Source organism: Aporhodopirellula rubra (assembly GCF_014192335.1).
GTDB classification, from domain to species: domain Bacteria; phylum Planctomycetota; class Planctomycetia; order Pirellulales; family Pirellulaceae; genus Rhodopirellula; species Rhodopirellula rubra.
In genome coordinates this window covers 167,350-184,638 of the sequence record NZ_JACHXU010000006.1, presented here as the reverse complement: position 1 = coordinate 184,638, position 17,289 = coordinate 167,350, and the positions used below count along the sequence as shown (strand labels likewise).

19 protein-coding genes are annotated in these 17,289 nt (G+C 55.5%); 2 read left to right on the top strand and 17 right to left on the bottom strand.

The features are described from left to right. Positions 1 to 166: 166 nt before the first annotated feature. From FHS27_RS10305 to FHS27_RS10275, 7 genes are all read right to left on the bottom strand, one after another. Positions 167 to 622: a hypothetical protein gene (locus FHS27_RS10305; protein WP_184304846.1), complete on the bottom strand. Its 456-nt coding sequence runs from the start codon at positions 620 to 622 to the stop codon at positions 167 to 169. Positions 623 to 989: 367 nt separating this feature from the next. Continuing rightward, positions 990 to 1,325 (bottom strand): amidohydrolase, encoded by a 336-nt coding sequence (locus FHS27_RS10300; RefSeq protein WP_184305025.1) that lies wholly within the window; start codon positions 1,323 to 1,325, stop codon positions 990 to 992. A gap of 62 nt (positions 1,326 to 1,387) precedes the next feature. Further along, positions 1,388 to 1,978 (bottom strand): hypothetical protein, encoded by a 591-nt coding sequence (locus FHS27_RS10295; protein WP_044253435.1) that lies wholly within the window; start codon positions 1,976 to 1,978, stop codon positions 1,388 to 1,390. Positions 1,979 to 2,170: 192 nt separating this feature from the next. Further along, positions 2,171 to 3,262: a redox-regulated ATPase YchF gene (ychF, locus tag FHS27_RS10290; RefSeq protein ID WP_009097755.1), complete on the bottom strand. Its 1,092-nt coding sequence runs from the start codon at positions 3,260 to 3,262 to the stop codon at positions 2,171 to 2,173. 274 nt (positions 3,263 to 3,536) lie between these two features. Beyond that, positions 3,537 to 4,367: a phytanoyl-CoA dioxygenase family protein gene (locus FHS27_RS10285; RefSeq protein ID WP_184304844.1), complete on the bottom strand. Its 831-nt coding sequence runs from the start codon at positions 4,365 to 4,367 to the stop codon at positions 3,537 to 3,539. Positions 4,368 to 4,648: 281 nt separating this feature from the next. Next, a complete protein-coding gene (locus tag FHS27_RS10280; RefSeq protein ID WP_315854518.1) occupies positions 4,649 to 5,122 on the bottom strand; it encodes a PEGA domain-containing protein in 474 nt (157 codons plus the stop codon). Between the two features lie 136 nt (positions 5,123 to 5,258). Further along, a complete protein-coding gene (locus FHS27_RS10275; protein WP_009097750.1) occupies positions 5,259 to 6,047 on the bottom strand; it encodes an SDR family oxidoreductase in 789 nt (262 codons plus the stop codon). Positions 6,048 to 6,278: 231 nt separating this feature from the next. Here FHS27_RS10275 and FHS27_RS10270 point away from each other — a divergent pair, with 231 nt between their 5' ends. Beyond that, on the top strand, positions 6,279 to 6,989 hold the full coding sequence (locus FHS27_RS10270; protein WP_009097748.1) for a DNA alkylation repair protein: 711 nt from the start codon (positions 6,279 to 6,281) through the stop codon (positions 6,987 to 6,989). 138 nt (positions 6,990 to 7,127) lie between these two features. On the opposite strand, the gene FHS27_RS10265 is transcribed toward FHS27_RS10270, so the two are convergent. Continuing rightward, on the bottom strand, positions 7,128 to 7,853 hold the full coding sequence (locus FHS27_RS10265; protein ID WP_184304842.1) for a class I SAM-dependent methyltransferase: 726 nt from the start codon (positions 7,851 to 7,853) through the stop codon (positions 7,128 to 7,130). Positions 7,854 to 8,020: 167 nt separating this feature from the next. Then, the gene (locus tag FHS27_RS10260) at positions 8,021 to 9,517 is read right to left on the bottom strand and encodes a protein kinase domain-containing protein (protein ID WP_184304840.1); all 1,497 of its coding nucleotides are present in this window, start codon (positions 9,515 to 9,517) and stop codon (positions 8,021 to 8,023) included. A gap of 111 nt (positions 9,518 to 9,628) precedes the next feature. Between FHS27_RS10260 and FHS27_RS10255 the strand changes: the two genes are divergently transcribed. After that, positions 9,629 to 9,886: an indolepyruvate ferredoxin oxidoreductase subunit alpha gene (locus tag FHS27_RS10255; protein WP_184304838.1), complete on the top strand. Its 258-nt coding sequence runs from the start codon at positions 9,629 to 9,631 to the stop codon at positions 9,884 to 9,886. A gap of 127 nt (positions 9,887 to 10,013) precedes the next feature. Here FHS27_RS10255 and FHS27_RS10250 read toward each other — a convergent pair whose 3' ends face one another. The 8 genes from FHS27_RS10250 to FHS27_RS10215 form a co-directional block, all read right to left on the bottom strand. After that, positions 10,014 to 10,904: a M28 family peptidase gene (locus tag FHS27_RS10250; RefSeq protein WP_184304836.1), complete on the bottom strand. Its 891-nt coding sequence runs from the start codon at positions 10,902 to 10,904 to the stop codon at positions 10,014 to 10,016. A gap of 85 nt (positions 10,905 to 10,989) precedes the next feature. Continuing rightward, positions 10,990 to 12,144 carry an ADP-ribosylglycohydrolase family protein gene (locus FHS27_RS10245; protein ID WP_184304834.1) on the bottom strand — a complete coding sequence of 385 codons (1,155 nt, stop codon included), beginning with the start codon at positions 12,142 to 12,144 and terminating at the stop codon, positions 10,990 to 10,992. Next, positions 12,141 to 12,803: a dual specificity protein phosphatase family protein gene (locus tag FHS27_RS10240; RefSeq protein ID WP_184304832.1), complete on the bottom strand. Its 663-nt coding sequence runs from the start codon at positions 12,801 to 12,803 to the stop codon at positions 12,141 to 12,143. The genes FHS27_RS10245 and FHS27_RS10240 overlap by 4 nt, the downstream gene beginning before the upstream one ends. Beyond that, positions 12,800 to 14,194 carry a reverse transcriptase family protein gene (locus FHS27_RS10235; RefSeq protein ID WP_184304830.1) on the bottom strand — a complete coding sequence of 465 codons (1,395 nt, stop codon included), beginning with the start codon at positions 14,192 to 14,194 and terminating at the stop codon, positions 12,800 to 12,802. The genes FHS27_RS10240 and FHS27_RS10235 overlap by 4 nt, the downstream gene beginning before the upstream one ends. Positions 14,195 to 14,538: 344 nt before the next feature. After that, positions 14,539 to 14,856, bottom strand: coding sequence for a carboxymuconolactone decarboxylase family protein (locus FHS27_RS10230; protein ID WP_246419403.1), 318 nt, complete (start codon positions 14,854 to 14,856; stop codon positions 14,539 to 14,541). 70 nt (positions 14,857 to 14,926) lie between these two features. Continuing rightward, entirely contained in the window at positions 14,927 to 15,790 is an 864-nt protein-coding gene (gene ilvE / locus FHS27_RS10225) for a branched-chain-amino-acid transaminase (protein WP_184304828.1), read from the bottom strand. Positions 15,791 to 15,851: 61 nt separating this feature from the next. Then, entirely contained in the window at positions 15,852 to 16,661 is an 810-nt protein-coding gene (locus FHS27_RS10220; protein WP_184305022.1) for an enoyl-ACP reductase FabI, read from the bottom strand. 26 nt (positions 16,662 to 16,687) lie between these two features. Next, positions 16,688 to 17,179, bottom strand: a complete 492-nt coding sequence (locus tag FHS27_RS10215) for a 3-hydroxyacyl-ACP dehydratase FabZ family protein (protein ID WP_044253472.1) — start codon at positions 17,177 to 17,179, stop codon at positions 16,688 to 16,690. Between the last annotated feature and the right edge of the window lie 110 nt (positions 17,180 to 17,289).

The window sequence follows — 17,289 nt, the reverse complement described above, 5'->3', positions numbered from 1 at the left end:
AAACGAAGAACTGTTCCGCCTGAGATTTGCCGTCGTAGCACCGTTCGTTTGCCGATCAGGTTGATCGTTGAACGAACGGTGGGATTTCCGCGGCGAGGATGGCCGATCAATTCGCAGTTACGCGTGTTGCTCGCTTTTTGATGGAAACGAGCACACGAGTGCGGGTTTATCGCCAGCGTGGCGGTAGCAGTTGTTGGTACGGCGAGGGCTGGGGGCGGGCGCGGAAGTAAGCCGCCGTTGCGAGGATGCCGAGAGCGAGTCCACCGACGAAGGCAAGCCCAGTTATGGTTCCCGGGTGCTCATCGACTTCGTACCTCACGCGATCGACCGCGGACGTGATCGGCGGTGTAACGCGTTCGGCGAGTTGTTCACCCACGTGATTGACCTGGTTCAGCAATGTCGGTGCGGGGGCGTATTCACGCACGACGGACTCGATTTCTTCAGTCGAGGCTTTGGTGTACTCGCCGAGGAATTTCTCTACGGCATCGCGGTCACACGGCAATGAATGTAGTTCTTCGTCGCCGATGTGAGGCCAACGCGTGTGAATGGCATCCTTCACTCGGCTCCACGGATCGGATTTCCATTCGGATACGGTTCCGGTTGCTTGTTCTGTCTGAGACATTGATCGCTCCTTTTTGAATATTGAATTTCAACACGGCGGAACAAACCGTCGCGTTGAGATTGCGAGCTGAATTCAAATCGGAGCAGACGCAATTGCTGTGCCAGGACTTCGGCGAACGGATTCGGCAAATGTCGGGCGGAGAACGATCTCACGAAGAAAAACGCTGGGAATTATGCTCTTTTCGTTTCCCGTCGTGCCTGAGGGACGGTCTCTGACGGAGCAGAAGAGATCCGCCACCGGTCATCATTGGGCGAGTTCAGAGGGAGGATGCGTTCGGAGAGAAGAGAGAAGCCGAGAGCGATGGTGTCGAGTTCCCGTTGGTCACCCGGCAAGGATGAGCTGATCCCACAGCGGGAGGTCGACCACGTTATTGCGGTGAGACGCAGCGAGAGATTGTGTCGACGGCAAGTCTCAAAGATCGAGCAGCCATGATGAAGTTCGTGTGGGCACTGACTTCCGGTTGGATCTGCTCGTACAACTGCGTCGCTCCGTTGAGACGCCGCAGTTTTTTCTTGGCCATCTTTAGGTAGGTCGATGGATCGGTGGACTCATCGATGGGGCCGACCGCGAGAATGAAGTCGTAGAGATCGCGGACAATTTCGTGCATGTCCTCGTCGTCTTCGGCTTCGTCGCAATGTTTGAGAAACGTGCGCACCATCCAGACGTGTGTGAGTTGCGCGTCGATTTCTCGAACGCGATTCATCGCACCGTCTGGATCGGATGGTTCGGTAGTCACGTCGTCCGTGCTCACTTTGTCGTCTGTGCTCACGTCACCGGTTCTTCTGCGGCATTGACGTCCGATGCGAGCGGTCCTGCATCGTCGTTATGAGATACCGTCGCGTCGGGGGTCGGTTTCGCGGGAGCGTGACCATGGGGTGTGTTCATCGCGACCAAGATGACACCGAGAACGGTAAGTGCCATGCCCACCCACAATAACGGGCTAACCGTCGTGCCCGCGTGCAATCGAATCACGGACACGACTGCGGATACCGAAACGGCGCCGCCGAAAACGATCGGCATCACGAGCAACGCGTTGCCGCGGCTCGTCATCATGGCGGTTGTTAAACATACCGCTCCGAACGCACCCAGCGTTCCGGCGAGGAAGCCCCATTTCGCGGTGGGAAAGTATTCGCCCGTGTAACTGAACGAATCGCCTTTGACTCCCATCATGACGAGGCCACCGATGATCGCGATCACGAGGTAAGCGATCCCGATGAACACGTAAGGCTTGAAGGGCGACCAAAGTGGCACACCGTCGACCCGCGGCGACTGCGCGTTCCCGATCGTCGGCCCGTAACATCCCCAGAAGATTGCCGTGCCGAGTGCGAAGAGGATTGGTATCAACATTTTACTCATGTATCTCTCGAGCGAGGGTGTGATTTTGAGTCGGAAGCGTCAGCGAGTCAGTCGTTTGCAGGTGAATGGTCCGGTCATCCAGTTCGCGGGATCGATGGACCGTTCATGCAGGTGGGAGCCGGTTCGTGCGGGGAAATCTGCGTCGCGTCAAAGCCCGAGGGTTGCACCTGCGATTGATCAGATCAACAGTTTTTAGACGTTGAATAGGAAGTGACAGATGTCGCCGTCCTGCATCACGTAGGCTTTCCCCTCGACTCGCAGTTTGCCGGCGGCCCGGATTTCCTTTTCAGTCTTGTATTGTTCCAGGTCGTCTAGGTTGTAGATTTCGGCACGGATGAATCCGCGTTCGAAGTCACTGTGAATCACGCCTGCGGCTTGCGGTGCGGTTGCCCCGATGGGGACCGGCCACGCACGTACTTCTTTTTCGCCGGCCGTGAAGTAGCTTTGCAGGCCGAGCGTCCGGTAGGTTTCTCGCGCGATCACGTTGAGCGAGGGTTCTTCGAGTCCAACGTCGGAGAGCATCTCGGCACGATCGGCTTCGTCGAGTTCCGCGATTTCCGCTTCGAGCTTCGCACAAACACACGCGACTTCGGCGCCGGTCTTTTGAGCGTGCTCGCGTACCTTTTGGACCAATTCGTGTTCACCGGCGAGATCGCTCTCGTCGACGTTGGCGACGTAGAGGATCGGTTTGGCCGTCATCAGCCCGTAACTGCTGATCGCGTTGGCTTCGCCTTCGGGGAGTTCGAGCGTGCGAAGCGGCTGTTCACTCTCGAGATGAGCGTTGCATTTTTGGATCGCGGCGACCCGCAATTTCGCTTCTTTGTCGCCACCGCGAGCACTCTTCTCGGCTTTCGGAAGGGCGTTTTCGAGCGTCTGCATGTCCGCGAGCACGAGTTCGGTTTCGATAGTGTCGATGTCCGCGATCGGGTCGACGTTGCCCGCGACGTGGGTGACGTCGGGATCTTCGAAGCAGCGAACGACTTGAATGATCGCGTCGACCTGGCGGATGTGGCTGAGGAACTTATTTCCCAACCCTTCGCCCTCGGAGGCGCCTTTGACGATCCCGGCGATGTCGACCAATTTCAACGCCGCAGGAATGATCTTCTGCGGGACGATGAATTGGGTGATCCGAGTCAATCTCGGGTCAGGCACGCTGACGATGCCTTCGTTGGGTTCGATCGTGCAGAACGGGTAATTGGCACTTTGGGCCGAGACACTGCTGGTCAGGGCGTTGAAGAGTGTGCTTTTGCCTACATTCGGCAAGCCGACGATTCCGGCTTCCATCGAAAACCTTTATGGGAGGGGGCTACGGGAGAGGTGATTCAGGGGTGCCGATACGAACGTTGCGGCTGATCGCAGGTCATCTCAGAAAACGCATGTTATCGCCGTTCCGCCTCGATTCGTCGACCCACGTGTTTGCTCACGTGAAAAAGAAAAATTGCCGGTGGGCCGCGGATGTTGGCCGCTGGCCGTGGTCCCTCGTCGGACAAGTCCGGCGACCTGTGACGGGGCACTCAAGGCGGTGGTGGGGCCGGCGCGGTGATGCGGTTTCAGGCGTTTAGAACGGACGCACCGCACCGGGCCAGCGATCTTTTGGAGCGGTTCCCGCGACCACGACTCCCTTACGTTCCCAATTCAGATACGCCGTCACGTCAGCGGGGCAGTACCGCAGCGTAAGCCCGCAACGGCGCCGGTCGCTCTGATTGGGGGCCGACCCGTGAACGAGCAGGTCGCTGTGGATCGAGATTTGCCCTGCCGCGATCGGCGTGAATCGATGAGCACCGTATTTCTCGGGTTGCGTGACGACTTGGTCGAGGACGTTGCCTGAATCCTCTTCCGTGGTGTCAAAGTCGATCAGGCCGTGTCGGTGTGATCCCGTATAAACCTCCATGCCGCCGTTGTCCAAATCAGCATCGTCAATGGCGAGCCACACCGTCACCGCTTTGGTCGGCGTCAACGGCCAGTAGCTGCAGTCCTGATGCCAGTCCACGCGTTTGCCGTCTCCGGGCATTTTGCAAAAGAAGTGAGAGCCCCATCCGATCACGTTCTCGCCCAAAAGATCGGCAACGTAAGAGACAATTTTAGGGTTCGTCAATAAATCCCAAACACGTGCGTGTTTGAGGTGGGCACTGCTGATCGAATAGCTGTCCTTGCCGGCGGCAAATGTTTGGGCGAGAAGATCGTCGAAATACTCTCGTAGCTCCTGAGTATCGGAATCGCCGAGAACAGTCAGTGGCCCCAAATAGCCGTCGCGATTCCAAGCGTCGATCTGATCGGGGGACAACACTTTGGGAGATGCGTTATCGGTCGGAAAGAATCGGATCTCACGCTGGACCGTGGCAATGGATTTTCGGTCAGGAATGATCGCGTAGTCAGTGGCGTCGTTCATGGGGATTCTCGTCCGCGGGTCCCTGAGGTGGGTTTGCCCCAGGGTGAGGCCTGGATGTCCAAACGTAGACATTCGGTTGGTGCTTTCCCGGCGTTGAGCACGGGTGTGTGCCAGACGGCTGGCGTCGTTTCACTGGACCGTTTCGAACGTTTGGCCGTTTTAACGTAACGTAAGGACGCGCACTTTCTCGTTCGATCGAGATTGGGTCAGTTCGCTGGTGCTTACGTCGCGATATCCAGGATAGCAAATCCAAAGACTCACGTCGCTTTTCGAGCCTGCAGTCAGCTTCCGATCGCTTGGCCGCGGAGATGTTCGGCTCGGTTCAGGACGTCTTCGGAGGACTCGATGACTTGCGGGACGAGTTCCACGTCAATGATCCGTTCGTCGCGGATCTCGCCTGGCCACAACGTTTCGCTAACGAATTCAGCAACCGGCCATTGATACCAGGGTGGTTTTACTTTGCGGCGAATCGTTTCAGTCCGGAATCCGTCTTTCTCGATGCGGATCTCGCGGGTGCCGTAGTAGACGAAACTTGTTGCCGCGGGGCTGGTCCCGATGAGTTGATTATCGACCGACACGGTGGCGCCAGGAGGCGACGTCCGAACCGTCATCCGTCGACGCACGCAACCCGTGCTTAGGAACACCATCGTCAGGCAAATCGTGATACCAAACGCCCGACCGGGTACACGAACACAACCCATCTCGCGAGGCACGAGGTGGCGGAGCCGTTGCGAGAAATTTCGAGCGTGAAACACAGTTGTACCGATCGAAGGCACGATGAAATGAACGAGTGATTCCGGTTTAGCAATCTTCGCCGACGTCGGGCTAGAGCAATTGTTCGATCGGATCGGTGGATTTACGAACACGTAAGAGCCGGCACGCGTTTGGGGACTAAACGATCAGCGATTGTCCTCCGTCGATCCACATGGGTGTTCCCGTGATGTGGCTGGCCAGGTCGCTCATCAAGAATGCGGCGGCGTTGGCGACCTGTTCGGGTGATCCGAATTCGCCGCCGGTCAGCGGGATGTCGCCTTCGGGGTATTCGATGGGAGTCTCGATTTTTTCGAGGTTTTCGCGATTCGTCTTATTGTGGATTTCTGACTGTATCGAACCAGGGCAAATCACGTTGACGCGTATTTTGGAGGGAGCGAGTTCAAGGGCCAGCATCTGAGCGAGCGCGAACTGCCCTGCTTTGCTCGACGCGTAGGCGGACGCACCTTCGTTGCTAAACGTTCGAGTGCCATTGATCGACGACATGATGACGATGCTGCCGCGTCCTTGCTTGCGCAGATGCGGGACGCTGTGGTGGATCGTCAGGTAGGTGCCTGTCAAATTAACGTCGATCGTTTTTCGCCACTGCTCAGGAGTGATTTCGTCGATCGGTGCCCATGTCCCGTTGGTGCCGGCATTGGCGACAACGCCGTCGAGTCGCCCGTGACGCTGGACCGTTTTTTCGACCGCGTCGCGAACCGCATCGCTGTCGGTCACGTCCGCGTGGGCCCAGGATGCGGTACCTCCGTCCGCTTCGATTGTCTTAACGACTGCACGCATGTCGTCTTCATCTCGGCTAACGATCGCGATCGCGGCACCGCATTTGGCGGCGTGAATCGCGATGCCTTTTCCAATTCCTGAACTTCCTCCCGTAACCAGAATCACCTGTCCAGATAAGTCGATATTCATCTTGTATGGCCGTGTTGTGGGTAAAGGGGTGACGGATAGCTGACACCGAGACGGGCAAATGGTGCGCCGTTCTTCCCCGGTCGTTTTGAGTACGTTCGATCACGGTCGACGCCGCGCCCGTGAGATTGCTGAATCGATCGAGTACGATAAGACCGCACGACAGTCGCCTTGTGACGGATCGTATTTCGTCGCTTTGCACCCACACCGCCCGTCTATTTCGAGTTTTGACTGATGCCAACGACCAAACGAGAAGTGCTCGCATGGCTAAAAGAAAACGCTGACCCACGTGGTATCGAGCATTGGAGTCGACGGTCTCAAGACCTGACGAGCTATGGCATTGGATTGACTCGGTTGCGAAAATACGCCAAGCAAATTGGACGCGATCACAAGCTCGCCCAGTCGCTATGGAAGAGCGATGTTTACGAATCCAAGATTCTCGGGTTGTTGGTCGACGACCCGAAAAAGATTACCCGCGAGCAAGCCGAAGAACAGGTCGGCGGAGGGCTCAGTTCAGGCTATCTCGCGCATGTATTCGCGTCCTGCGATGCCACGCTTGCGAAGACCCCGTTTGCGTTTGAATTGGCGAGTGATTGGGTTGACAGCAAAGACGCGATGCGTCGACGCTGCGGATACGCGTTGCTCTACGAACTGTCAAAAAAGAAACCCAAAGGAATGGATGACGACTATTTGCTCGATCGAATTCGTCATATTCGAAAGACCATTCACAGTGAAGACATGTGGGTGCGAGAGGCGATGAACACGGCGTTGATGGGAATCGGAAAACGCAATCAAGTGCTCAACACAGCAGCGATTGAGGCAGCCGAAGCGATCGGCCCGGTCGACATCGATTACGGTGACGATAATCAATGCGAACCGCTCGACGTGATCAAACACCTCAAGACGGATTACCTACAGAAAAAGCTATTCGGGGCAACAAAATAACAAGCGTGTTTCAGTCACAGATGGTTTTATGAAACCGTTGCCGTCGTTTGAGCGGGCATGTGTAACGCGAGTCTGCGGATGATTGCCGCATCAAGACGTTCGGGCCGCTTTTATTGCTACGCAAAACGCGTCATGCATTCATGACTTGATGGCACCGAATGCGGCGAAGCACGAGTTCTTGTGCAGCAGCTCCACACTGGCGAAGCCGACTTCGCGGAAGAGGTCGAGTTGATAGGTGACGGGACGCGGCGAGTCTTCTTTTTCGATGTATTCGAAAACCTTCTCGCGGTATTCGTTGCCACCGAGTTCGCTGAGATATTCGCCATAGCGAGACCACATCAACTGATGCACGTCGGCGATTTCATGTGACACAAGGTCGGTAATCCAAACCGATCCACCCGGCCGAAGTAAGCGATGGATTTTTTTGAACGCGGACGTCCAATCAGCGTCGTCACGCAGATGATGCAGTACGGCTGCGGCGAGTATCACGTCATAGGAATTTTCAGGAAGATCAGCGGTACGGAAATCGTCATGCCAGAGACGGATCTCACCATGGTTGTCCGCACGAAGCCGTTGTTCGGCTCGCGTTAGCATCGGTTCGCTGAGGTCCAGAAGATCCGCGTCAAAATCGGTTCCGAGTGCCCGTCGCAGTTTGATCGTGTTGTTTCCCGCCCCGCATCCGATATCGAGAACCCGGGTGATTGCCGGTGTCGCTGCGATGGCCGCTTGGGTGATCAAGTCCATCGCCAATGGTGCATCAATCGTTGCGGATTGTCCCGTTTCGAGAACGCTGAACCGCTCGACATCGTTGTCAAACCGCTCACGAATTTCGTCGGTCGTTGATTTGTCGTTCTGGTTAGTCATTGGTGGCTTTGGAAAGATTGGGATTGCCAGTGGTTCATATGACGTGCCGCATGGTTACGCGATTCAGGTCATCGGAATCGAGTTGGAGTGGCTCTCGATGGATCGGTGTTCACACTCACGGCGACCCCATGTCGAGGTGCTTTGGAGGGCCACGTGTGTTTCGAGTTTCAACCAATCAGACGACGGAGATCGGATACCCGTTGGATTCGTTCTGATGGCGATTTGCGAAGCGTCACCGAAATAATATTTGCGAGCATCGGTGTCAATTGTGAATGCGGTTCGACGGTAACGTTGCTCTCCGAGAGTGTGTCTGAAAGTGATTCCTCGACGCTGCTCTTAAAATGTGGTGGTCTACCGAAGATAAACCAGTAGGCCAAACCGCCGATCGCGTAGATGTCAGTCCTTTCGCTGATTTGACCGAATGCCGGCGAAATCTGTTCGGGGGCTGCAAAGCCCAAAGTGCCACCGAGGAGTAGGTCGGATGAATCGGGTGATTCTTGTGCCGGCACCTGCAGACGCTGCCGGGCAACCAAGGCTGGCATTCGTCGCGAAAATCCAAAGTCGGTAAGCGTAACCTCACCAGCTCGATCGACGAGAATGTTGTTCGGTGTGATGTCACCATGGACCAAACCGTTGTGGTGAATTGCCTGCGTTACATCACATACCTGCCGCAGCAGTGCGATGAAGCGTTCGGGACTCGCGTTACTGCACTTTAAGAGCGGAACCCCGTCGATCCACTCACTCACAACATAGGGGCCACCGTGTGGTGATTGCCCCCAACCTCGGTAGCAGATTACGCCAGGATGTTTGATTTGAGAGGCGGCATCGATCTCTCGAAGGAAGGTTTGCTTTGCCTCGTCGTTTTTCCAGAAAGTTTTTCGCAGGAACTTCACTGCGACCAACCTGCCGTTGGGTTGCATTGCGGCACGGTAGACTTTTCCAAATCCTCCGTTGCCGATTAACTTTCCCAACACAAACTCTCGGTAGTCGATACGACTTAGATTGAATGTTTTAAATGCGTCGCTGTTCTGTGGTGTGAGAGACGATTGTTCATCAGTCGAGTGCGACAAATTCCGGCCAGGTCCGATCGACGCAGCAGGCTGTAACGTTTCGCGAATTCGAGCGACTCGGCGTCGGATCGTTCGCTCATCGAGCGACATTTCTTTGGCGATCGCCCGTTGAGTCTTTCCGCCCAGCAATTGCTGGAATATTTCGTGAAGATCTTGGGGAAGCTCGTTCTGGATATGCTCGAGCCATTCTTCGTCCGGACAGTCCGCATTGATTGTTACTGTCTTGATCAACTGCGACTCCGCCGTCTCGAGCGAGATCTTTTGACTTTGGCCGCCCCGTTTGAGTGCGATGTTTGTCTCGATCGATCGTGCCATCTTGCGCCGTGTAAACGTGGCTAGCAATCGCCATAGCGACACGCTGCCGCTGAACTGAATTCGACTGTGTTGGACGGCTTGGAAGAAGCTCCCCATTGCCGATTGCACGACATCTTCGGGGTCAACGCTTGCACGAAAACGTTGATTCAATCGACTCGCGACTAACGCAACGAGACGCATTGCGTATCGATCGACCAGTATTTGGGCGGCTGCCTCATCACCTGATTTCCACTTTTGCAGTAGCGCATTGCTCGGCAAATCGACAAGAGAGTCTGCCATTTCTGAAATCTTTTCAGGATCGTTGTCCGGTTCCGCCATTGCTTTCTCACCTCCCTGGTGACGATGGCATTGTGCCAACTTTGAGACTAACCCAACTGAGGAGACACGTACATGACGATGGTGGTTACCGAACCTTGCCGAGGTTGTAAGGACAAATCCTGTTTGCCCGTTTGCCCAGCAGAATGTTTCTACGAGGATTCTGAGATGCTGTACATCGATCCCGATGAATGTGTCGACTGTGCCGCCTGTGTGAGCGAATGTCCGGTTGAGGCGATCTTTTATGAAGACGACGTGCCCGAAAAGTGGAAACGCTATCTCGGAATCAACGCTCAGAAGTCAAGGGAATGTTTGCCGGCGGCGCTTGATTGAAACGCACTGACTACGAATCGTTCAGTCATGGCGTGCGAAGAATCGATTTACTGACGCCCTGCGGAGTACTCCGCAGCGGCGTTAGGTAACGACGCGTTGTCCGACTGACCCACGAGCGGGTGACCGACTATCGCAACAGTTTTTTCATTGCGGCAGCGACGCCGAGTGTGACTTCCGTCATGCGTGGATAGTCGAGGGTTTCGGGAGTATCGGTGGAACGATGGTAGTGTGGGTTACGCAGGAAGCTAGTGTCGGTCAGCATCAACGCTGGGTAACCTTGATCCCAAAACGAGCTGTTGTCGCTCAGCCGAATCTCGTTGATCTTTTCTGGCAACACGATCGAAAATAAGGGTAGGCGTCTGGTGCCACGTCGGAACCCTCGACGGAATTTCCAACACAGGTTCCACGATCGCAGGTTGCCGACGGCAGCCAAGAAATTGCCGCGTCGTGGAAAGAAGCGATGAAGCATTTTGGGGATGGCGTCGGGGACGAGTTGGGAGCCTTGCGTGAGTTGATAATAGCCCACCATTTCGAGACAAAGCATCCCGACAATATCGTCTCCGCGAACGCGAGATTCACGGGCATGATGCTGACTGCCCATCGAATCGACGTTGAAATAGGGTGGCTCTTCGCAAGCAAACGAGACATAGCGGGCGGTTCGTTTTCCGGAATGTTCCCGTAATAGCCGGCTGACTTCGAGCAGCACGGCTACCGCAGACGCGTTGTCGTCAGCGCCGGGTGTGGAGAACACGGTGTCGTAGTGAGCGCCGAGCAGAACGATTTGATTCGCACGTGTGCCTCCCTTTTTCTGCACGATCAGGTTGGTGGCTTCGTCGCCCATCGCGTCGTAAGTTTCTCTTTCGACGTGATAACCCATCTCATGCCACTGGGCTTCGAGATAGCCGATTGTTGCGAGAATCGTTTTCGGCTTTTGCAAAGTGCGCGGGCCAATTAATCCGGCCAGTCGATCGACGTGCAGTCGGAGGTTGGCTTCGATTTGTTCACGGTTTTCGTTCATGATTGTCAGACGACTCTGTTCTGATTCGTGTCAGTAAACAAATGGGTTGGGCGAGCAGGAGCCGGCACGAACGCAGCACATTGATTCAGTAGGGTGGCGCCAATCGGCGGAAGCCGTGAAAGAGAACAATCAACAAAAACGCGAGGTTCCGAACTAAGATCGCCAACGGGTTCACTCGAGGAGCGATCCGATGCGAGTTTTCTACTGAGCAAAGAGAGGATTGCTCTCTTTCCGATTGGGCCGAAGATAACGTCTCCGCGAGATTGGTCATCCATCGAACACTGCGCGGCCAATCGCTGATTCCATCGATCCATTCTTTTGGAATTCCTTCGCAGCCTACGCGGCAACCCACAATCCCACCGACTATGGCGGCCGTCGTATCTGCGTCACCCCCGCATTCGATCATGGTGGTGACGGCGATTCGGAAATTTTCAGGGTTCGATAACCAAGCGTGAATGGCAGCAGGAACTGTGTGGTAGGTGTAGCCCGTGATGCCATTTGCGAGATTCATCGATTCGGCGAATTGCGAAGTCGATTCCCCCGATGCTACGCTTTGGACCGCGTGTGTGAGTAGGGTGCATAGTTCCTCGGCATCGTTGCCAAGAGTCTCGACAACATTTCGTAGCCATTGGTTCGCGTCGATCTTCGTTGCTGTTCTAGATTCATATGCCGCCAACGCGATCACGATCGCTCCATATTCCGCTTTGGGGTCACTATGGGTTAATCGGGTCGATACTCGGACAAATCGGAGCATCAATTCTAGGTCGTCGAAGGCTGCGCCAAAGATCGCCGCTCGCATGGCGGGACCGTTGCCGGCAGAGAACACACCGCATGACCCTTTCGTCGAACGCGTGGCATCTCGTTGTGGGGAAGCGTCGGTGCCATCGTGCTCTGGATCGATTGGATCGTATGGCAGTTTCGCACCCAGCCAGAGACGCATGCCACTGAGCGCGGTTGCTTTGCCGACGCCTGCGGGAAATGCGAGCATCCACCACCGGATTCTCTTCGCGAATTGACGTGCGAATTCATTGACGTCATTGCCCGATTCAATGAGTGATTGAGCCACCATGCAGGTATGCTCGGTGTCATCGGAAATCATTCCGCGGGTGAAAAAGAAACGGTGGCGACTCGGAGTGCCCAGCATTCGTCGGGCACGTCCGCGTGATAAACCCTCATAGGGAAGCCCCAGCGCGTCACCCACTGCGGTGCCTAAAACGCATCCGATGATTGAGTCCGTCATGCCGCGACTTTTTTGAGGGTTTGCAGTTGCTCGTGATTTAGCTTGACTCCTGGACGGACTGATCTGATAAGAGCAATCGCGTCGGAAGGTGTGACGACGTATTTTGAAACGACCAAAAATGCGGCTGCGACAAGTCCAGTTCGTCCATGCCCTTGAGCACAATGGATCAGAACAGGATTGGGAAGTGACTCGATGGTGATCGCGAGTTCTCGTAATTCCTCTGCAGTTCGGACGGATGCATCTAGCATTGGAAACGAAATGTAGTTTTCGGAGTGACGCAAGCGAATTGGTTCAATGAATTCGCAAGTGAGATCAACCACGCTAGCTACTTCTCGAGGGAGTTCTCGGTTTAAAAGGCGTCGAGATAAAATGAGGTCATCGGTAACTTGGTTCAATTTGGGTTCCGATGAAAACAATCGAACCGTGTGCCAGATTAGCCATGAAACCAAAAGGTAGGGTGCTAAGAGGATAAGGAGCACGAATGACATTTGGCCGTCGCTGCGTTTGCCGAACACGCAGGAGCCTGCACCCAAGTAAGCAAAAGTAACTAACGCGAAACTGATTGCGGGGTAAATCAAGAGCCAGTAAGTGTTGCCACGGAGGAACGCGATTGCGAACAGGCTGATGGTGACGAGTGAGAATAGGAGGCCGTGTTTCATGGGTCAGGCTTGTCTGGAGATGGGCGGCTCGGCTGCGTTTCGTTCCAGGCGATCTCATGGAACAAACGCATCAAACGTTGGCCTCGATTGGGATTGCACTGTAACGTCTGTGCGATCCGTCCGCGGAGATGGTCGGCGAAGTTCGGGTGGTTTTCCCGGTTTTGGGATTCCCATCCGTGTCTAACGCAGTTCGTTAGGATTGCCTTGAGTTGTTCGTACTGCTGACGGTGACTATTGAGTTTTTCGTTAGCGGTCAAACCGAGCAGTTGTTGGCGATGCCCGCTAAACATTTTCCGTGTTTTTCGGTGAGCTACCGTGAAGCCCTCTTCCATCGCGATCACGGCAACCGTGGTGGCGAATCGGTCGATGCGAGATGCGAAGCCACGGTCACCACTGAAGAACAGGTCGTCAGCGTACCGTGTGTAGTTGGCACCGACGGCGTTTGCCAATCCAAGCAGTCGACGGTCCAATTGAAAGGCGATCGCATTGGCCAATGTCGGTGACGTGGGAGCACCTTGTGGGAGATGCGCCGGCATTCGCACCGCATTCAAATTGCCGCCGCTGTTGGCGGACCCACTATTTATGAGATTCACCTGCACGAAGCCCTTGCCCGTCTGGGGTGAGACCACAGAAACCGGTGGCGCGGTGCACAGTCGTCCGAGTGTGAGGGCGATCGGTCGGGGGAATCCGCAGCGTCGGAACTGCGCCGCGATACGGCGGAGCGTGATCGTCCCGAAGAAGTTTTGAAGATCCATCTTCAGCACCGCTTGATGTCCCACGTGCGGGGCGGCACACGTGAAGATGGAGCGTTCGCCGCGGTACGCGTGGGCGACGTCATGGATGACAACGTCAACCAAAACTTCTGAATGGATTAATCGTTGAATGCGTTTGAGTAGAGGGCGTGGTTCTTCAATCAGCCGTGTTGTGCCGTCGCGCCGCCGAAGCACGCGGCGGGTGTAGTGATCGACTTGGGTTTGCCGTCGGAAGTGAGGGACCAGTAACCAATCGAGTACAGTCAGCGATGGCAGTTGTAAGAAATCAACGAGTTGATCGTCGGTCTCGATCGTGGGAAAAAGTGAAGATGTGGGCTGCGTCGTTGACAGGACGGGGACGTTGAACGACTTCTTTTTCTTTCGTGCGTTTCGCAGGTGTGGTTCGTTACGAAGGCTACGCAGCAGTTGGATGCGTGTGGCGTGACCCGTTTTACCGAATTGTTGGGTCACGGACGTCGCCAACGTACGCACCCACTTCGCACGACTGCCCGTCAGTTTGCTGATTTGACGTGTCACTTCGTCGACGTCACCCAACCAACGCGTCGCCAGTTCGCTTGCAATGAGATCTGCCAACTGCGATGCCGTGACAGTGCGTTTGGCGACTGAGGGAGGGGCCATCGCGGGGACCGGCAAGAGAAAAGTCCGGCGAACAATCGGTTCGTCGTTAATCGAAAGAGCTCGAGGCGTGCCGGCACCAACCGGTCCGAGTGTTGCGTGAGCTATTATCCGACGGGAGTCGGATGCTCGCTCATGCTTTCAATGCTCTGATGTGACTATCCCACGAGGTAACCTCGCGTGAGACATCCATCGCCTTTCTCAACAGGTTGAGAGCGAACGAAAGACGTCTGACTTGGTCCATCGGCAACGCCTCGAGCAAAAGGCATGATGATGGGCGAGGTTGCCTGCGTCAAATACTCCGTGCGATGTCGGTCTCACATTGACGCATCGCGACCGTGATCGGATCAAACGTCAGATCGTTTCTGCAAGACATCCTCGACCCAGCTTTTGGCTCGCATCATCGTCGGAAATCCGATGGTGGGTGCGGTCAACATGGCGACGTGTCGCAGGTCATCATCACTGCATCCCGCCGCGAGTGCTTTTCGCGTGTGCGAGTGAGAACCGCCTTCGAGTCCTGCGGTGATGGAGATCGCGAGTTTCACCAATGCGACCTCGCGATCTGAGAGTGGACCCGCTTCTCGGGTTGCCTTTCCCATCGCCTCGTACGCTTGCATGAACTCTGGATAGTTCTCATGCATCTTCTGGTAACTTTTGGGAATCATGGCGTCCTCGCACGGGTGAAAGATGAATGGACGGTGCGTACCATCGTTGCACGCACCGTTTGTCTTCAGTTTAGCCGCCGGCGGAAACGTGTGCGCGGAACAGTTCGTTGAGCTGGCGGGTGATCGGTCCGACTTTCCCGTCCGCGATCAGACGTCCATCGAGCCGTACGGCAGGAATCACCTCGGCGGCACTTCCGGTGAGGAAGCATTCATCGGCAATGAACAGATCGTGACGCGTCAACGTTTCTTCGGCGACTTCGATACCCGCTTCTCGTGCCAGATCCATCACGGTGTTTCGCGTGATGCCTTCGAGAATGCCGGCGTGAATCGGAGGTGTGAGGAGCCGTCCGCGTCGCACGATAAAAAGATTATCTCCGGTGCACTCGGCGACCTCACCTTTGTGGTTAAGCATCACCGCTTCGATGCAGCCGGCTCGGATGGCTTCGATTTTAGCCATGATGTTGTTGAGGTAGTTGAGCGATTTGATTCTCGGACTCAACGCCGCCGGGTGGTTGCGGATTGTCGAGGCGGTGATCAGATCCAAACCTTCGGTGTAGAACTTTTCCGGATACAGCGAAATTTTGTCAACGATGATGATGACTTGAGGATCTTCGCATTTGTACGGATCGAGCCCCAATTGATTTCCGCCACGTGTGCAAACCAAACGCACGTACGCTTCGGCCAATCCGTTCTTTTTGACGGTTTCCTCGACAGCGGTACGCATCGCGTCGATATCGATCGGGATTTCGAGAGCGATCGCGCGAGCCGATTCGTAGAGGCGGACGAGGTGATCTTCGAGTGCGAAGACTTTGCTGTTGTAGATCCGCATGCCTTCAAACACACCGTCGCCGTACAACAGGCCGTGGTCATAAACGCTGATTTTGGCGTCTTCACGAGAGAAGTATTCGCCGTTGATGTAGATCGCTTGAGGCATGAGAACAAAGGAATGGAAAGAGAGACGAAGAAAGAAGTTGCGATGGAAGCAGGAGATACGGTTAATCGACCGAGGCGGCCGTGACCGCGCCGACGATGCCCGCATCAAAGTAGTTGATCGACATGCCAGCATCGACGACCAAAGATTGAGCCGTGATGCCGCTGGAACGGTGCGACAACAAGAACGCCGCCGTGGAGGCGACTTCATCCGTTTCGACGGCACGTCCGCGAGGGATGACTTTCTCGGCATAGAGATACGAATCAACGTAGCCCGGGATACCTGCCGAGGCACTCGTTTTCAACAAACCTGCTGCAACGCTGTTGAAGCGGACTTCGCTGAAACGGCTGAACGATTTCGTTAAGAAAGCGAGCGAGGATTCTAACGCTGCTTTTATCGGAGCCATGAACCCATAGCTTTCGCTGGCCATCCGCGTGGTGCTGATGCCGATGGTGACCACCGAAGCGTCATTGGCGAATCGTTCACGCAGGGCGTTGCAAACCGCCGTCAACGAAAACGCAGAGATGTCGATCGCCTGCAGAAATTGTTTGCGGGTGGTTTCGTGGAACGGTCGCATTCCCTCGCTGTAATCAGCAAACGCGATTGCGTGGACCAATCCGGCGAGTTCGGTTTCGTCTTGGGCGAGGGTTTCGGCGAGTGCATCGATTTGAGATTGGTCTTCGACATCGCACACGATCACGCGTCGACCGGCGAGCAGTTTCGCGGTGCTCTCGCGGCGTGCTTCACTGCGAACGGTGTAGATCACTTCGCCGCCGGAGCTTTCGATCATGCGGGCGATCGCCCACGCGACGCTCTTGCGGTTGGCCACGCCCATGACCAAGTACTTCTTGCCGGAAAATCCGAGAAAATCCATCGTTGGCGTCGTCGTCTCGTTGGCGCTCACGACGCATCACCTCCGGGTTTGGTGATGCTGCATGCGAATTCGAGACGAGTGGTCGTCTTTCCATTGAGCAGCATTTTGCCCGTCAAGAAGAACGCGTTGGCGAGTCGCTCTTTGAGGGTGACGTGAATGTCAACGGTATCGCCAGGGCGAACCATGTTTTTGAACTTCACGCTGTCCATCCGGGTTGCGACGGGAACGAACTCACCGACTTCCGGGGTGTGCTCACGCAACAGAATGGCGCCGGCTTGCAGGCAGCATTCGCACTGGATCACGCCCGGTACCAGTGGGTAGCCCGGGAAATGCCCTTGTACAAAGAAGTCGTCCGCGGCGAACGTTTTTCGAGCATGCAGGGTCGATTCAGTCATCTCAACGACTTCATCGAGCAGCCGCATCGGGGCACGGTGCGGGATCATTGCCTCAATCTGGTCGGCTCCCATAACGGAAGTCGCGGATGGAGGTGTGTCGTTCGGAGACGTTTCTGAAGGCATGTGATCGATGGGATGTCGTAGAAATCGGGCAACCGGCATATGAGACGCCATACCCTCGATTCTCGTCAAGGGAGCCCGCTAGCGAAACGGTGGTGGTCCGGGGGCGTCTA

Bases quoted from the DNA above. Each gene is read 5' to 3' on its own strand.
- FHS27_RS10265 (WP_184304842.1), bottom strand. From the start codon at position 7,853: ATGACTAACCAGAACGACAAATCAACGACCGACGAAATTCGTGAGCGG.
- FHS27_RS10235 (WP_184304830.1), bottom strand. From the start codon at position 14,194: ATGGCCCCTCCCTCAGTCGCCAAACGCACTGTCACGGCATCGCAGTTG.
- FHS27_RS10295 (WP_044253435.1), bottom strand. From the start codon at position 1,978: ATGAGTAAAATGTTGATACCAATCCTCTTCGCACTCGGCACGGCAATC.
- FHS27_RS10300 (WP_184305025.1), bottom strand. From the start codon at position 1,325: ATGAATCGCGTTCGAGAAATCGACGCGCAACTCACACACGTCTGGATG.
- ychF (WP_009097755.1), bottom strand. From the start codon at position 3,262: ATGGAAGCCGGAATCGTCGGCTTGCCGAATGTAGGCAAAAGCACACTC.
- ilvE (WP_184304828.1), bottom strand. From the start codon at position 15,790: ATGCCTCAAGCGATCTACATCAACGGCGAATACTTCTCTCGTGAAGAC.
- FHS27_RS10240 (WP_184304832.1), bottom strand. From the start codon at position 12,803: ATGAAACACGGCCTCCTATTCTCACTCGTCACCATCAGCCTGTTCGCA.
- FHS27_RS10275 (WP_009097750.1), bottom strand. From the start codon at position 6,047: ATGAATATCGACTTATCTGGACAGGTGATTCTGGTTACGGGAGGAAGT.
- FHS27_RS10250 (WP_184304836.1), bottom strand. From the start codon at position 10,904: ATGAACGAAAACCGTGAACAAATCGAAGCCAACCTCCGACTGCACGTC.
- FHS27_RS10260 (WP_184304840.1), bottom strand. From the start codon at position 9,517: ATGGCAGACTCTCTTGTCGATTTGCCGAGCAATGCGCTACTGCAAAAG.
- FHS27_RS10230 (WP_246419403.1), bottom strand. From the start codon at position 14,856: ATGATTCCCAAAAGTTACCAGAAGATGCATGAGAACTATCCAGAGTTC.
- FHS27_RS10215 (WP_044253472.1), bottom strand. From the start codon at position 17,179: ATGCCTTCAGAAACGTCTCCGAACGACACACCTCCATCCGCGACTTCC.
- FHS27_RS10305 (WP_184304846.1), bottom strand. From the start codon at position 622: ATGTCTCAGACAGAACAAGCAACCGGAACCGTATCCGAATGGAAATCC.
- FHS27_RS10245 (WP_184304834.1), bottom strand. From the start codon at position 12,144: ATGACGGACTCAATCATCGGATGCGTTTTAGGCACCGCAGTGGGTGAC.
- FHS27_RS10285 (WP_184304844.1), bottom strand. From the start codon at position 4,367: ATGAACGACGCCACTGACTACGCGATCATTCCTGACCGAAAATCCATT.
- FHS27_RS10255 (WP_184304838.1), top strand. From the start codon at position 9,629: ATGACGATGGTGGTTACCGAACCTTGCCGAGGTTGTAAGGACAAATCC.
- FHS27_RS10220 (WP_184305022.1), bottom strand. From the start codon at position 16,661: ATGGATTTTCTCGGATTTTCCGGCAAGAAGTACTTGGTCATGGGCGTG.
- FHS27_RS10270 (WP_009097748.1), top strand. From the start codon at position 6,279: ATGCCAACGACCAAACGAGAAGTGCTCGCATGGCTAAAAGAAAACGCT.